The 14020-nt window shown below is 62.8% G+C and carries 13 protein-coding genes; 8 read left to right on the top strand and 5 right to left on the bottom strand.

All coding sequences use genetic code 11. From position 1 onward, the window contains the following. Positions 1-29 precede the first annotated feature (29 nt). Positions 30-878 (bottom strand): GNAT family N-acetyltransferase, encoded by an 849-nt coding sequence (locus BAUR9175_RS13910; RefSeq protein WP_101584098.1) that lies wholly within the window; start codon positions 876-878, stop codon positions 30-32. A gap of 229 nt (positions 879-1107) precedes the next feature. On the opposite strand from BAUR9175_RS13910, the gene BAUR9175_RS13905 reads away from it, so the two are divergent. The 6 genes from BAUR9175_RS13905 to BAUR9175_RS13880 all read left to right on the top strand — a co-directional run bounded on the left by BAUR9175_RS13905 (position 1108) and on the right by BAUR9175_RS13880 (position 8210). Then, positions 1108-2022, top strand: coding sequence for a serine hydrolase (locus tag BAUR9175_RS13905; RefSeq protein ID WP_101584097.1), 915 nt, complete (start codon positions 1108-1110; stop codon positions 2020-2022). 10 nt (positions 2023-2032) lie between these two features. Beyond that, complete coding sequence (locus BAUR9175_RS13900) at positions 2033-3634, top strand: ABC transporter substrate-binding protein (RefSeq protein ID WP_180959251.1); 1602 nt, start codon at positions 2033-2035, stop codon at positions 3632-3634. Between the two features lie 50 nt (positions 3635-3684). Further along, the gene (locus BAUR9175_RS13895) at positions 3685-5160 is read left to right on the top strand and encodes a serine hydrolase domain-containing protein (RefSeq protein ID WP_180959250.1); all 1476 of its coding nucleotides are present in this window, start codon (positions 3685-3687) and stop codon (positions 5158-5160) included. Beyond that, positions 5157-6635: an amidohydrolase family protein gene (locus BAUR9175_RS13890; RefSeq protein WP_101584092.1), complete on the top strand. Its 1479-nt coding sequence runs from the start codon at positions 5157-5159 to the stop codon at positions 6633-6635. The genes BAUR9175_RS13895 and BAUR9175_RS13890 overlap by 4 nt, the downstream gene beginning before the upstream one ends. Positions 6636-6861: 226 nt before the next feature. Beyond that, complete coding sequence (locus BAUR9175_RS13885) at positions 6862-7191, top strand: MerR family transcriptional regulator (protein WP_141322665.1); 330 nt, start codon at positions 6862-6864, stop codon at positions 7189-7191. Then, positions 7188-8210 (top strand): aldo/keto reductase, encoded by a 1023-nt coding sequence (locus BAUR9175_RS13880; protein WP_101584088.1) that lies wholly within the window; start codon positions 7188-7190, stop codon positions 8208-8210. Before BAUR9175_RS13885 ends, BAUR9175_RS13880 begins: the two co-directional genes overlap by 4 nt. 9 nt (positions 8211-8219) lie before the next feature. Here BAUR9175_RS13880 and BAUR9175_RS13875 read toward each other — a convergent pair whose 3' ends face one another. From BAUR9175_RS13875 to BAUR9175_RS13860, 4 genes are all read right to left on the bottom strand, one after another. Continuing rightward, complete coding sequence (locus tag BAUR9175_RS13875; RefSeq protein WP_101584087.1) at positions 8220-9254, bottom strand: helix-turn-helix domain-containing protein; 1035 nt, start codon at positions 9252-9254, stop codon at positions 8220-8222. Between the two features lie 60 nt (positions 9255-9314). Beyond that, positions 9315-10496, bottom strand: a complete 1182-nt coding sequence (acmB, locus tag BAUR9175_RS13870) for a methyl acetate hydrolase AcmB (protein WP_009882178.1) — start codon at positions 10494-10496, stop codon at positions 9315-9317. 15 nt (positions 10497-10511) lie between these two features. Then, a complete protein-coding gene (locus BAUR9175_RS13865; RefSeq protein ID WP_009882177.1) occupies positions 10512-11471 on the bottom strand; it encodes an alpha/beta hydrolase fold domain-containing protein in 960 nt (319 codons plus the stop codon). A gap of 103 nt (positions 11472-11574) precedes the next feature. Then, a complete protein-coding gene (locus tag BAUR9175_RS13860; protein WP_101584085.1) occupies positions 11575-12885 on the bottom strand; it encodes an Nramp family divalent metal transporter in 1311 nt (436 codons plus the stop codon). Between the two features lie 223 nt (positions 12886-13108). On the opposite strand from BAUR9175_RS13860, the gene arr reads away from it, so the two are divergent. Both arr and BAUR9175_RS13850 read left to right on the top strand, forming a co-directional pair. Beyond that, complete coding sequence (gene arr / locus BAUR9175_RS13855) at positions 13109-13519, top strand: NAD(+)--rifampin ADP-ribosyltransferase (RefSeq protein WP_092104702.1); 411 nt, start codon at positions 13109-13111, stop codon at positions 13517-13519. 79 nt (positions 13520-13598) lie between these two features. Beyond that, positions 13599-13982 (top strand): RidA family protein, encoded by a 384-nt coding sequence (locus tag BAUR9175_RS13850; RefSeq protein WP_096157990.1) that lies wholly within the window; start codon positions 13599-13601, stop codon positions 13980-13982. The last annotated feature ends 38 nt before the right edge of the window (positions 13983-14020 follow it).

Raw genomic sequence — 14020 nt, 5'->3', positions numbered from 1 at the left:
CTCTCTCAATATTGGTGAGCGGTTGATGGTCACGGGCGGCGCAGCACATACTGACCGTGGTGGGGACTGTGGCGGGAGAATCCGACGACTCGCCAGTTGTTGCCGAGCAGATCGGTGAAGGCGTCCCGGGTGACCAGGCGCCACGCATGTGCCCGGACCGGGTCTTCCTGCCGCAGTGCCTCGATGTCCCACGGAACGGCGATGCTCACGGCGTCGACTCCGACTGTGGGCGGGACGTAGAGAGACGGTGTCCCTCCCCTGTCCTCGATCGCCGAGGTGATGCCTGCGTCAGTCTCAAACGTCGGCGCGGTGGGATCGCAGGTGAGATCCCAGAGGATGAGCATTCGGTCCGAGAGTTCTCCGGCGTTGATCGAGTCCGTCATCTGGCCGTAGAAATTCTGGAGGTATTCGACCGGGATCGCTCCGAGGCGTCCGATATTGAAGTAGGCGTTGCGACACACCAAAGGGTCATAGGTCCAGGTCATCTCCACGATTCCTTTCTCCAGACACCACGCTCGCTGCCGCAGCTTGATCGCATGCCCGAACCCACGTCCTGCAGAGCCTGGGAGAAAGCCGACGATGTGGGAGTGGAACGGAGATCTGGCCGGACCGCAGAAACCCACGGCGGCTCCGACCGCCTCGGCACCTAGGCGGGCCAGGAACACCGGGTTGCCGGCATGCGACATGGCGGTAAGCGCCGAATGGTCGATGATCGGTGCTCCCGGTGTCTTCCAGATCCGGGAAAAGATCTCCACGACTGTTCGCAGATCCTGAGGATCGCGGACCTCCTGGATATCGAGGCCAAGCTCCGCACATCGCGCATCTGCCATGAATTCGGCCTCGAGCACGACGGACCGTGGAGGAGCCAGACGATTCATACTGTGTCCTTTCACCGTAGGAAACTTTGCTCCCAGCATTTCGTGTGCACGTGGCCGCGCACATCGGCGGATCGGAGCAGGGTTCGTGTCTGCGATTGTCGGGAACGACAAAACCGCCTCGTCGCCTACTCCAGACGCCGAGGGCCCTGTCGACTTGGACGAAACAGGTATCGCATCTTTGTCCTGAACTCCGAAGCCGACCCCCGGTGCCTTTGAGGAAGATGAGGATATGATCCTCGACACAGTGATCGGACGACTCGAAGATGAGCTGGGCATCACCTCTTTTGTCCATGCCCGCGACCTTGATCAGGTCCACAGCTCGCATGAAGGCTCCGGAGTCGGAGCCAGAGAAGCAGAGCCCGTGGTCTCCGCTAGCGTGTTCAAGCTCCCGGTGCTCGTCGAAGCCTGCATCCGAATGAGCACTGGCAGCATCCCGGGCGATTATCGGATCAGCCTGACTCCGGACGATTTTCCTGTGCAGGGTGGGACCGGACTGGCGGTCTTCACCGATTCGGTGTCAGTGTCGTTCCGAGACCTCTGCCTGTCGATGATGACCGTCTCGGACAATCGCGCCACCGACGTCGTCATGAACATCCTCGGCCGCACCTCCATCAATGCACGGATGCGAGAGCTTGGACTGACTTCCACCGTGCTCGAAGGAGACTGCCAATATCTCTTCGACACAGCGGCTGCCGATCTGGCGTCCCTGGACCCGCCGGTGGCCTACGATGCACAAGGTGCCAGCGAGGCATGGTCGGAGACTCGAACCCTAGATCCGGATCGAACGAACCGTTCAACTCCAGCCGAGACGACGGCGCTGCTCGCCGCGCTGTGGAACGAGGTGGGCATACCCGCTGCCGCCTGCACAGAGGCCAGGCGGATCCTGGGGCTGCAGGTGTGGCCGCACCGTCTGCGCCGGGGATTCGGCGACGAGGTGTCCGTGAGCGGAAAGACCGGAACCCTGCCTTTCATCCGCAATGAGTCCGGGGTCGTCGAGTTCACCGAAGGCGACAGATACGCCGTGGCTGTCTTCCTCCGCACCCCTTCGTCCCTGTCGATCAATCCCAGATTCGACGACGCCATCGCCGACCTCGCTGCTGCTGCGGTTGCTGATCTTCGCTCGGTTCGAAAACTCACTCAATGAAGAGGACATCATGAAGAAACGTTTGCTCGCCGCCGTTGCCGGACTCTGTGCACTCACTCTCACCGCCTGCGGTGGAGGTGGTGGAAGCGGAGCCTCAAACGGTGAAGGAGACCCCGTCATCGACGGCACTCTCAAGGTTGCCGTCAATGAGGATCCTGGCAATCTGTTCCGACACGTCAATACCTCGGCGACTCTCAGCTATGTCTATCCCTGGGCCTACGAGTCCCCTGTCTACTTCGATGATGATGGCGAACCCCAGGGATGGCTGGCGGAGAAGTGGGAAGAGACTCCGACATCGCTGAGCTTCACCATTCGCGAGGGAATCACTTGCGAGGACGGGTCACAATTGACGGCCGAGACCGTGGCGAACAATTACCGGTGGATCCTCGATCCCAAGAACTCATCCAGCTTCAAGGGCCTCGTCGTCCCAGCCGATGCGACTGTGAAAGAGGACGAGGACGCACGGACCGTGACCGTCACGACGAAATCTCCCAATTCCTTCCTGCTGCCCCAGATGGGAATCCAACCGATCTACTGTCAAAGTGCCTTGGATGATCCGAAGAGTGTGGAGACCGCCACGAACGGCACCGGCATGTACTCGCTCAAGCAGGCGGTTCCCGGAGATCACTACACCTTCGAACGTCGAGATGATTACAACTGGGGTCCCGAAGGTACTCCGACAGGAAAGACACCCGGCGTGCCCAAAGAAGTCGAGATCAGCATCGTCGACAATCCGAGCACTCGCGCCAACCAGCTCATGTCCGGCGAACTGAATATCGCCGCGGTACAGGGTCCCGATGAGGAACGTGTGGCCTCCACCCTCCAACCGTTCTACCAAGACGACCTCATCACCGGCGGATTCGCCTACAGTCAAGCCAAGAGTGCGCCGACAGCCGATGAGAACGTGCGCATCGCCCTCACCGAGGCTCTCGACCTCGACGCGCTCATGCAGGTCCAAACGGCCGGCCAGGGCAAACGCGCCGAACGACTGGCAGTGCTCAAACCGACGATCTGCACCTATGATGCGGCAACCACGAATCTGCCGAAGTCCGATATCGCCGATGCTGAATCACGACTCGATGCGGCCGGCTGGAAGAAGGGGTCAGACGGCAAGCGCAGCAAGGACGGGAAGCCGCTGACTCTCGATTTCGGGTGGTACACGCGTTGGCCCGAAACCTCGTCGACAGCCGAACTCATGGCCGAGCAGTGGTCGAAGATCGGCGTCGGAGTGAAGCACCACGGTACGGATGCAGGTGCCTTCCTCGAGAAGATCAATTCGCCCGGCGCCGCCGAGGACTTTGATGTGATCTGGTTGGCCTCGAACTACTCGGTGCCCAATGTGCTCGCGACCTTCGTCTCCGGTCAAGCACCGCCCAAAGGATCCAACTACGCCGGCATCTCCAACCCACAATTCGACGAAGAAGTGAAGGAAGCATCGAAACTCAGCGGCAAAGAGGCCTGCGGCAGCTGGGAGAAGGCAGAGGCCTCGATGTACCAGTCTGCGGATTATGTTCCCTTTGCTGTGCGACCGGATATCACCTTCGGCCAAGGCGTGAAGAACTCACTGGGCCAAGGCTGGACGAACGTCAACGGCATCACCTTGGTCGAATGAGACGACGCTCGACACAACTGCAATCTGATGGCAATGCAAAGGAGCACCACATGACAGCCCGACTCGATCCACAGATCTTCGATCCCACCCGGTGGGAGGGAATCCTCGCCGATGTCGCTCGCAGGCACCAGGTGCCGGGGATCGTGGCAGGCGTTCTGCACGTCGATCCCACCAGCGATACGGAGCAGCGGTTCGTCGCAGCCACCGGGGTCTCGAATCTGCGCACGGGCGTAGAGACCGATCGGTCGACGCTGTGTCAGATCGGATCGATCACCAAACTGCTGACGTCGACGATGATCATGCAGCTCGTGGACGAGGGGAAGCTGGAGTTGGACACCCCCGTCTCTGAGATCCTCCCCGACCTGAGGTTGGCCGACCTAGATCCCGCCGAACTCACCGTTGCTCATCTGCTCACGCACACCTCGGGCATCGACGGCGACCTCTTCACCGACACTGGCCGCGGAAACGACTGCGTGGAGAAATACATCGCCACACTGTCCGAGGCGAAGTCCCTGTTCAGCCCGGGCGACGGATTCTCCTACTGCAATTCCGGCTTTGTCATCGCCGGCCGCATCATCGAGGTCATCGACGAGGTGACGTGGGATCAAGCCTTGGACATCAGGATCTGTCAGCGGTTGGGCATTGAGCATATGTTCACCCTGGCCGAAGACATCATCTCCCACCGACATCAGCATGGACATGTCGTGGTGCCGGGCACCCGCACTTGGGCTCCTGCACCAGTCTCACAGATCACTCGATCCATGGGTCCCGCCGGACTTGTCACTTGCAGCGCAGACGATCTGCTCAGTTTCGGTGCCGCAATCCTGCGTTCGGGACAGACGAGCACTGGGGTGCCGATCCTCAGCGAAGCCTCCGCTTCGCTTATGGCCGAGCCCCAGCACTCTCTCATCGATCAAGCCGCCAGCACCGCACCTCAGTGGGGGCTGGGATGGATGCTTGATGAGTGGGAAGGCCAGAAGCTGCAGTGGCATGGCGGTACGACCATCGGCAACAACGCCTGGTTCCAGGTCCTGCCGGAGGCCGGTCTCGTGTTCGTCGTCTTCTGCAACGGCGGAGTCGCACCGCACGCCGCGCCCGAAGTCTACGGAGCCTTCGCCCGCACGTTCGCAGGGATCGACGCTCCACCGGCAAACCGCCCCCGGTTGATCCCGCCCACATTCACAATTGCCGAGAACCACCTCGGCGACTATGCCGATGCCAGCACCACGCTCACGGTGATGAAAACCGAAGACGGTACCTACCAGGCACGAATCGGCAGCTCACTCGGCGAAGGTAATGACAGCCCACCGCAGACGATGAATCTGTATCCTTCCGAGTCCGACACATTTGTCTTTGGTCGGCCCGATGGCCTCAGTGCATGGTCACCCTTGGCCTTTGCCAACGTCGGTGGCCGAGAGGTCGCCTACGTGGGTATCCGCTGCCTGCCGCGGGTCGACAGCGCTGCGCCGGGAAATGGAACATCAGAGAAGCCAGCCGAAGAACACTCCACGGAGGCCGGCGCATGAAACCGACGATCATCTTCACCGGCGGACGGTACATCGACCCCGCCAGTAAAGTCGATGAGAACACCGATGTGCTCATCAGGAACGGTCGCATCGCCGAGGTGGGGACTGGTCTGCATCATGTTGACGCAGAGGTCGTCGATGCCACCGGTCTCATCATCGGCCCGGGCTTCATCGATCTCCACTCCCACGTGAATTCCATTGCCGGACAGCGCCTGCAGGCCATGGACGGTGTGACGACTGCACTCGAACTCGAGGCCGGTTTGCTCCCCGTGGAACGCGCCTATACACAAGCCGCGGAGGAGGGGCGCCCCCTGCACTATGGGTTCTCCGCATCGTGGGGTATGGCGCGAGCTGCGGTGCTGTCCAATCTGCACTTCGACGCGGATCTAGTCAGCGGCCTGTCCATGCTCGCTGATCCTCATTGGCAAGCCGACTCAAGTCCCGCTCAGCTCACTCGGTGGCTGGGACTCCTGGAGTCGGAATTGGAAGCCGGGGCTCTGGGCATCGGGATTCTGCAGGGGTACGCTCCCCGCACCGATCCGCGCGAGTATCTGGCAGTGAACGAACTGGCGGCCAGGGCCGGGACACCAACGTTCACCCACGTGCGGGAGATCACCGAATCGGACCCGACGACTCCAATCGACGGCACCGAGGAGGCGGCCAGGGCCGCAATGGAGTTCGGCGGTCAGGTGCACCACTGCCACGTCAACAGCACCTCACGCCGGCACATCGATCGAGTACTGTCCACCATCGACCGTGCACAGGAAGGCGGGGCGAAGGTCAGCGTCGAGGCCTATCCATATGGGGCCGGCAGCACCGGGATCGGAGCGGCCTTTCTGGCGCCGGAGAGGCTGCCAGCCTGGGAGCTGACTCCTAGCAATATCATTCTGGTCACCACGGGAGAGCGCATCCGCGATGAAGCTCATCTGCGTCATGTTCGAGAGGCGGATCCAGGAGCCGCATGCATCGTCGAATACCTCGATGAAGACAACGATGCAGATCGGGACCTGCTGGCGAGGTCACTGGCGTTTCCCGATAGCATCGTCGCGTCCGATGCAATGCATGTGACTTGGCCCGATGGTTCCACGGACACCCGTCAGTGGCCGTTGCCTCCCGGCGGCAGGACCCATCCTCGCACGGCGGGCACATATGCTCGGTCCCTGCGAATGATGGTCATCGATCACGAGGCGTGGACGTGGTCTGAAGCCTTCCGACGGTGCAGCCTGCTCCCTGCGCAGGTGCTCGAGAACACGGTCCCCGCTATGCGCAAGAAGGGCCGAATCGGAGTCGGAGATGATGCCGACGTTGTCGTCATTGACCCTGCAACGTTACGTGATCAGGCGACCTATATCGACAGTACCCGTCCGTCGAAGGGGGTCACTCACCTGCTGGTCGACGGTCAATTCTTGGTCTTTGATTCCGAGCTGGTGCTCGATTCATATTCGGGACAGGGCCTGCGCGCCGAAGTGGGATGAACGCCAAGACGAGACTTGCGTGCGTCTCAAGCAAATGAGGGAAAGGACGCATAATCGCCGTGTAGTCGGCTCAACACTCTCCGCAATTCTCGGACTCACACAGCTCCACAACTGGTGTCGGTGCGACAACGCGATTCGAAATTCCGGCACCATCGGCTCCGCGATACCTCTGGGTTCCCATGCACAGCGAATAATGCATTATTCGTCAGATAATAGCCTGCTCGACGTGGCACGGCCGAAGTCGGGTCGTCGGACCTATGATGCGAAGACCGTCGAACGCCTGGACTTCCTCGTCCGCATGCGCACCTCCGGCGTGGGCATCAGCCAGCTCGAGCGCTATGTCGAACTGGTCCGGGCCGGGACGGCAACGACACCGCAGCGTCTGCAGATCATGGTCGACCAACGCGAACACATTCTCACCCAGATCCACGAACTGGAATTGGCCCTGACCACCACGGAGTACAAGATCGCCAAATACGCGGGCACCGCCGGCGACAACACCCCACCGGCATCCGCACCATCACGCTCCACCGGCTCAGAAGGAGAACCATCATGACAACCACCCGCCTCGGCGACCTCATCGTCTCCCCCATCGGCTTCGGCTGCATGGCCCTGTCCCACGTCTACGGCGGCACCACCGATGAAGCGGCACGGGCCACGCTGGGTGCGGCCGTCGACGCCGGCATCACCTTCCTCGACACCTCCGATGTCTACGGCAAACCCCGCGAAGGAGCTTCCAGACCGGCCGGAACGAACGAAGAGATGCTCGCACCGTTCCTGGCCAAGCGCCGCGACGAGGTGCAGCTTGCCACGAAGTTCGGAATCACCGCTCCCAGGGACGGGACGGATGCCACGGCTAAGCGCACCGATGGACGCCCGGAATATGCTCGCTCAGCCTGCGATGCTTCGTTGGCCCGCCTCGGCGTGGAGACGATCGATCTCTACTACCACCATCGGCCAGATCCCGATATGCCGATCGAGGAGACCGTCGGTGCCATGGCCGAGCTCATCGAGGCGGGCAAGATCCGCCACATCGGCCTCTCGGAGGTCACCTCCGAGGAGCTGCGTCGGGCACACGCCGTCCACCCGATCGCCGCACTTCAGTCCGAATGGAGCCTGTGGTCACGCGACGTCGAGGGCCGTGTCGTGCCTGCCTGCGCCGAGCTGGGTGTGGGGTTCGTGCCCTACAGTCCCCTGGGCCGGGGCTTCCTCACCGGTACCCTGACCAAGGAGCAGGTCGCCGGCGACTTCCGCGGCGGCACTTCCCGCATGGGCGAGGCGTGGGATGCCAATCAGAAGATCGTCGAGATCGTCGCCGAGGTGGCTCGACGTCACGACGCCACCAACGCTCAGGTCGCACTGGCCTGGCTCCTCCACCGCGCCGCCCAGATGGGAGTCTCCGCCGTTCCGATTCCCGGCTCGCGCAAACCCGAGCGTGCGCTGGAGAACCTTGGGGCCGTGGATCTGCGTCTCGACGCCGATGACATGACTCAGCTCGATTCCATCCGGTCATTGGTCGAGGGCAGCCGTAACATCGTCAACAATCCGACGTGGATCAGCTCCGGGAGGGAGTAGTGCCAGCCTTCAGCCCACAGGCCCGGGAAGTTCGAGGACGTGGGAGTTGCGCAGCCGCCACCTGAGCACGCTGATGCCCAACCGGGTTCTGTTGTACCCGGTGAGCGGGTCGTAGCCGAGGCAGCGAGCGAGCTGCTCGACTCTGCCCTGCACGGTGCTGTGATGGAGACCGAGGTCTCTGGCCGCCTGCCTGATCGTCGGTGCCTCGAGGACAACACGCACCGTCGACTCCGCCCAGGGTGCTTCCATGATCTCGTCGATGCGGGCGGCATCGGGGTCGACAGCGTCGGGCGATTCGGCGAGCAGTTCGACGAGGCCGCCGAAGTTCTCCGCACGCACGAGGCCCTCCTCGGGAGGACGGCTGAGACGCAGTGCCACCACGGCGGCGCGCAGCGAACGGGGCAGGTCGCCGATCAAGCCGACGGGGCCAAGGCCAGCCGGTGTCACGGCGATGTTCTCAGCTTGGTCGGCGACGATGAGGACCTGCAGGGCGCCGTACTCGCTGGCGACGACATCGGTGGGACCGGCGGGACGTCTGTCGAAGACGGCAAACAACGGAGCGACGAGCACCCGGTACCCGTGTCCGGCCACGAGTCCGAGCCGAACCGCCGCGGCAACCCGCTCCTCGGTGGGCGCGGTGGTGTCCAATGCGAGCGCCACGTCCCGCGGAGTCTCCAGCTGCTGTCGTTCGAATCCGAACCTCACCCCGATGGCCAGGCCGAACCGTTCGAGGATGAGGTCGTCGTTCGGCAGGGCTTGCCCCTCTCTCTCGAGCCAGACCTCGGAGGCATCCGGCAGGACCAGTGCGCTCACCTCGGCGGGGCGGGCACCCGTGCCCGGGCTCCCTGACGGATCGATGCGCAGCTGTCTGCTCCTGTCGCCGTCGCGAAACCCTGCCGGGCAGCCGGCAAGGGCCGCGGCGGCCGCGGCGAGGGCACGGGAATTGACCTCGCCGACCATGAGTTCGTCGAAGCAGGCGATGACGCGCAGGCCAAGACTCGCCTGGGGGTCCAGGTTGGCTATGCGACCCAACAGTTCCTGCACGTCATCGCCTCCTTGCGGGTGTTCGTCTCATCGCGGAGTCGATTCGCACCGCGATGCGAATCAGCCCTTCAGAGCATCGTAGACCGCTGTCTCCATCTCGAGGTAGCCCCCGACCGATGCCGGGTCCGCGAAGGGGAAGATCTGCGTCGCCCAGTAGCCGCCGATGTTGTTCTCCCGATCGATCCAGTAGAAGAGGTTGGCAAGTCCCGCCCAGGCTACGGCTCCTGCCGGACGCCCGGTCGGCGCGTCCTCCTCGTTGATCATGAACGTGTACCCCCACGACTTCGGCATGCCGGGGAAGAACTCCGCATCGTTGGACAGACTCGGGATGACACCGGGCAGCATCTTCACTTTGAGATCGCCGAGGTGGTTCTTGGTGGCCAGGTCCACCGTTTCGGGGCGTAGAACGACGGTGCCATCGTCTGCCTGACCGTCATTGAGCCACATCCTGATGAACGTGAGGTAGTCGTCGACGGTCGAGAAGAGGCCGTGACCTCCCATCTCCACCTCCGGCTCGGGCAGCATGAAGTCGGTGGCGGCCAGCTGACCGTCGGTGCGCTGGTGCATCGTCGCCTGCCGCTGCCGCATCGACGCCGATGTCCGGAAGCTGCTGTCCTTCATCCCCAGCGGGTCGAGGACCCGAGTCTGCATCGCCTGACCCAGGGTGGTTCCGGTGATGCCTTCGATGACCTGACCGACCCAGTCCATGTTCGATCCGTACTCCCATTGGGTGCCTGGGTCGAAGAGCAGCGGCGTCTGCAGGGCCTGCTTGGTGCTGCTGACGATGCTCGGCTGGCCCTGCTCACGGGCAAGGCGCTCATACTTCTCGTTGAAGAAGTCGTAGCCGAATCCCGCCGTGTGCAGCAGCAGCTGCTTGGTCGTCGGTTCGCTTGCCGGAGCCCGCAGAATCGGGGAGCCATCGACGTCGAAGCCCTCGATGACCTGCACATCGGCCAGGCCGGGGGCATATTCGCGGGCCGGTGCGTCGAGGTCGAGGTCGCCCGACTCCACCAGCTGCAGAGCCACCGTGCCGGTCAGCGCCTTAGTCGTGGAGAAGATCATGAACACCGAATCGGTGGTCATCGGCTGCGGATCGTTAAGCGAGCGGACTCCTGCGGAGGTGAGACTGATCGTCTCCTTGTCGGTGGTGACTCCGGCGACGACGCCGGGGACCCCGCCGCTCTCGACCTTCTCTGAGGCCACACGAGCAACGGCATCATTGACAGCTCGGTTCTGGGACATGGTTGTGCCTTTCGGTCAGTCGGCCAGGACCTTCTCGATCCAGGCCATTCGGGTACTGATCATTCCTTGCGCAAGGTGTGTATGGGCGGCGAAGATGTCGAAGGCGTGGAAGCCTCCGGGCCAGACGTGCAGCTCCGCCTCACTGCCGTCGTTCCACAGCGCCGAGGCGTAGGCAACGGCTTCGTCGCGGAAGATCTCTGCCGAACCGACGTCAATGTAGGCCGGCGGCAGGTCGGAGAGATCGTGGGCGCGTGAGGGCGCGATGTAGGGCAAGACGGCTTCTGTGCGATAGTCATCGCCGAGCATCGCCTGCCAGCCGGTCTCGTTGCTCACCCGGTCCCAGACACCGATGCCGTCGAATTGGTTGGTCGAGGCGGTGATCCCGCGATCATCGAGCATCGGGTAGATGAGCAGCTGACCGCGCAGCTTCGGACCCCCGCGGTCGCGGGCGGCGAGCGCCATCCCTGCGGCCAGTCCCCCACCGGCACTGGCGCCGGCGACGATGAGTCGGTCGAGGTCAACCCCGAGACGCTCGGCATTCTCAGCCGTCCACTCCAGGCTGGCGTACATGTCCTCACGGGCGTAGGGATCCTGGAATTCGGGGGCGAGGCGGTATTCGGGACTGATGAGGATGGCCCCGATGCGCTCGACCCAGTCGAGGTTGAGTCCGAGTGCGCTGAAGCGGTCACCGAACATCAGTCCACCGGAATGGGCGTAGACGATCGTGGGGCGGCGCCCCGTGTCACCCGCGCGCCTGAAGACCGACACGGTGATCGCCTCGCCATGGTGTCCGATCACCTGATGTTCTGAATGTTCGACACTGCGCCCCTTGAGAGTCTCCGCGAGAGGCTCGGACGCATAGGAGATGCGCATGAAATCGATGAGAGACGGGGTGATGGTCGGCGGGAAGACCCCACCGACGACGGACAGACTCGCGGCAAGTTCCGCGTCGAATCGTGACCGTCGTCGTGTCATGTCTCTAAGTATGCAGACTCCGACTCGGTGCCGCTACCGCCACGACAACGCGATTACCGATCCTTCACCCGCCAATTGTCGGGTTGGGTTTCCCAGCCTCGCCTCAGCCCAGTAGCCCCATCACCGACTCCTTGACCTGGAGGACGGCGAGGAAGCCGAACAGCAGGAAGCAGATCGTCAGCAGCACATTCGACACCCCCTTGTTCCGCAGCGCCGCCGGCACCGATGAACGGTTGAGGATGACGAGGAGCGCGATCGCGAGCACGGGCAGGATGAAGGCGCTGATCGCGGCGTAGATGAGGACCAGGGTGACCGGTTTGCCCAGGCCCATGATGACCAGAGTCGCGATGGAGAGGTAGACGATTGCTGCGCGGAATTCGACGGACTTCGCCGACATCTCGTGTTCGAGCTTGTCCTGGTGCGGGTAGCGTCGCAGCACCCGTATGCAGTCGGCAGTGACGTAGGCGATGCCGGAGAATCCGCCGAGCACGCTGGTGTAGACGACGGCGAGGAAGCTGATGAGGAAGAGGATTCGTCCTACTTCGCCGATGCGTGAGACCAGGCTGTCGGCGATGGCGAACAGCGAGTCGTTGTCCGCGATGGTGAAGCCCTGGCCATAGAGGATGAAGGCGCCAACGGCACTCATGCCCACGGCGAAGACGAACACCAGCGCGTAGCTGATGAAGAGATCGATGCGCACGACGGGCTTCCATTCGGCGTCGCGCCAGGACTTCTCGCGGATCCAGAATGAGTAGGCCAGTATTCCAGTGGCCCCGCCGACGCCGCCGATGAGTGACATGACGGTGATGATCGACCCGTTCGGGAAGGTCGGGGCGATGGTCTCGACGGCCACGGCTTGCGCTTCCTGCCCTTGGAACACGGAGATCGCGAGGGCGAGGATGCCGAAGAACATGATGACGCCGAACCCGATCATCGCCTTCTCCACCAGCCCATAGCGTCCGATGCCGACGAGGATCGCAGCCGAGAGCAGGACGACGACAGCGGTCGGCCAGAACGGCAGGACGGGGAAGAGCGCCTGCAGAATGTTCGTCGTCACGGCGATGACCCCGGCGCCGAAGAAGAGGCCGACGAGCAGTTCGGCGATGAGAAACAACGTCGGAAAGAGTCGACCGCCGAATGAGGTCAGGTGCGACAGCAGAGAGCGGTCACCGCTCATCTGGAGCCGGGAGACCGCTTCGGAGAGCACGAACTTGAGGATGATGCCGACGGTGAAGACCCAGATGAGTGCGAGCCCGTACTCGGCCCCGGAATTCATCGTCGTGATCATGTCCGAGGCTCCGACGCTGGCCAGGGCCAGGACGATGCCCGGTCCAATCAGCCGCAGTCGTCCGGTCAATGTTGCCGGCGCCGAGGTGGTGGCGCCCTTCGTCTGCGGTGTGATCTCGGCGGACATAGGCGGGGTGGGGCTCCTTCACGTGTGTTCGTCGACGACGGCACTGGCGTCGTTCGCACGGACGTCGTTCGCTCAGGTGAGTATGGCCGATTTGTGAGATTCCCACGGTCTGGTCTCAGTACCCGGGAAGCCACCCTGCAGCAATGTCGGAGATGCCTGCTTGAGTTCATTCTATCGTTTGGGCCTGGGCTCCGTTGGCAGATTCCGTCTGTATATTCGACCCATGACTGACGCACTCGACAATGGACCGTTCTTCCATGGCACCAAGGCGCAGCTGGAGGCCGGTGATCTCCTGACAGCGGGGTTCAATTCGAACTACCACCCCGAGGTCGTCATGAACCACATCTATTTCACTGCCCTGCCCGATGGCGCCGGACTCGCCGCGGAGCTCGTCGCCCTCAATGAGACCCCTCATGTCTACGAGGTTGAGCCGACCGGGGAGTTTGAGAACGACCCCAACGTCACCGACAAGAAGTTCCCGGGAAACCCCACCCGCTCCTACCGAAGCACTGCACCCTTGCGAATTCTTCGTGAGGTCACCGATTGGAAGCGACTGACCCCAGAGGAACTCCAGACCTGGCGCGACAACCTCGCCAAGCTTGCCCAGGACAAGACTGCCGAGATCATCAACTGAACCGAATCCCTCGCCCGACCATCCAGTATTTTGCCGCAACCATCACGGCCGACGGCACAACAGGAAAGAAAACGACGGAATGCCCCAACGCGTCAGCATCAATCCGCCTGGAATCAGTCACGAGAATCCGATACCCGCCGCCAGCCGCATCGGTCCGTTCCTCGCCTCCGGCGTGCTCACCGGCAAAGATCCCGAGACCGGGGACCTGCCAAGCGACCTGGCCGCTCAGGTGGCCAATGTCTTCACCCAGGTCCGCGGCGTCATGGACATGGCCGGTGGCAGCACCGACGACATCCTCAAACTCACCGTCCACCTCGTCGACTACCGTGATCGGGCTGCGTTGAACGAGGAATGGGAGGCAATGTTCCCCGATCCTCAGAGTCGGCCGGCTCGTCAGGTGATGGCGGCCCAACTGGATCGCGGTGCCCTGATCCAGGCCGACCTGCTGGCAGTCCTGCAGTAACCAGCAGGCTCTCGCGCTGTTTCTCGCCACGCGAGCAG

The sequence above is a fragment of the Brevibacterium aurantiacum genome (assembly GCF_900169065.1).
In the GTDB taxonomy this organism is placed as follows: Bacteria; Actinomycetota; Actinomycetes; order Actinomycetales; family Brevibacteriaceae; genus Brevibacterium; species Brevibacterium aurantiacum.
Note: the sequence above shows the minus strand (reverse complement) of the source record. Positions and strands in the feature narration are given on the sequence as shown.

What these genes read in the sequence shown, in the direction of transcription:
- BAUR9175_RS13910 (WP_101584098.1), bottom strand. Translation starts at nt 878, where the DNA reads ATGAATCGTCTGGCTCCTCCACGGTCCGTCGTGCTCGAGGCCGAATTC.
- BAUR9175_RS13905 (WP_101584097.1), top strand. Translation starts at nt 1,108, where the DNA reads ATGATCCTCGACACAGTGATCGGACGACTCGAAGATGAGCTGGGCATC.
- BAUR9175_RS13900 (WP_180959251.1), top strand. Translation starts at nt 2,033, where the DNA reads ATGAAGAAACGTTTGCTCGCCGCCGTTGCCGGACTCTGTGCACTCACT.
- BAUR9175_RS13895 (WP_180959250.1), top strand. Translation starts at nt 3,685, where the DNA reads ATGACAGCCCGACTCGATCCACAGATCTTCGATCCCACCCGGTGGGAG.
- BAUR9175_RS13890 (WP_101584092.1), top strand. Translation starts at nt 5,157, where the DNA reads ATGAAACCGACGATCATCTTCACCGGCGGACGGTACATCGACCCCGCC.
- BAUR9175_RS13880 (WP_101584088.1), top strand. Translation starts at nt 7,188, where the DNA reads ATGACAACCACCCGCCTCGGCGACCTCATCGTCTCCCCCATCGGCTTC.
- acmB (WP_009882178.1), bottom strand. Translation starts at nt 10,496, where the DNA reads ATGTCCCAGAACCGAGCTGTCAATGATGCCGTTGCTCGTGTGGCCTCA.
- BAUR9175_RS13865 (WP_009882177.1), bottom strand. Translation starts at nt 11,471, where the DNA reads ATGACACGACGACGGTCACGATTCGACGCGGAACTTGCCGCGAGTCTG.
- BAUR9175_RS13860 (WP_101584085.1), bottom strand. Translation starts at nt 12,885, where the DNA reads ATGTCCGCCGAGATCACACCGCAGACGAAGGGCGCCACCACCTCGGCG.
- arr (WP_092104702.1), top strand. Translation starts at nt 13,109, where the DNA reads ATGACTGACGCACTCGACAATGGACCGTTCTTCCATGGCACCAAGGCG.
- BAUR9175_RS13850 (WP_096157990.1), top strand. Translation starts at nt 13,599, where the DNA reads ATGCCCCAACGCGTCAGCATCAATCCGCCTGGAATCAGTCACGAGAAT.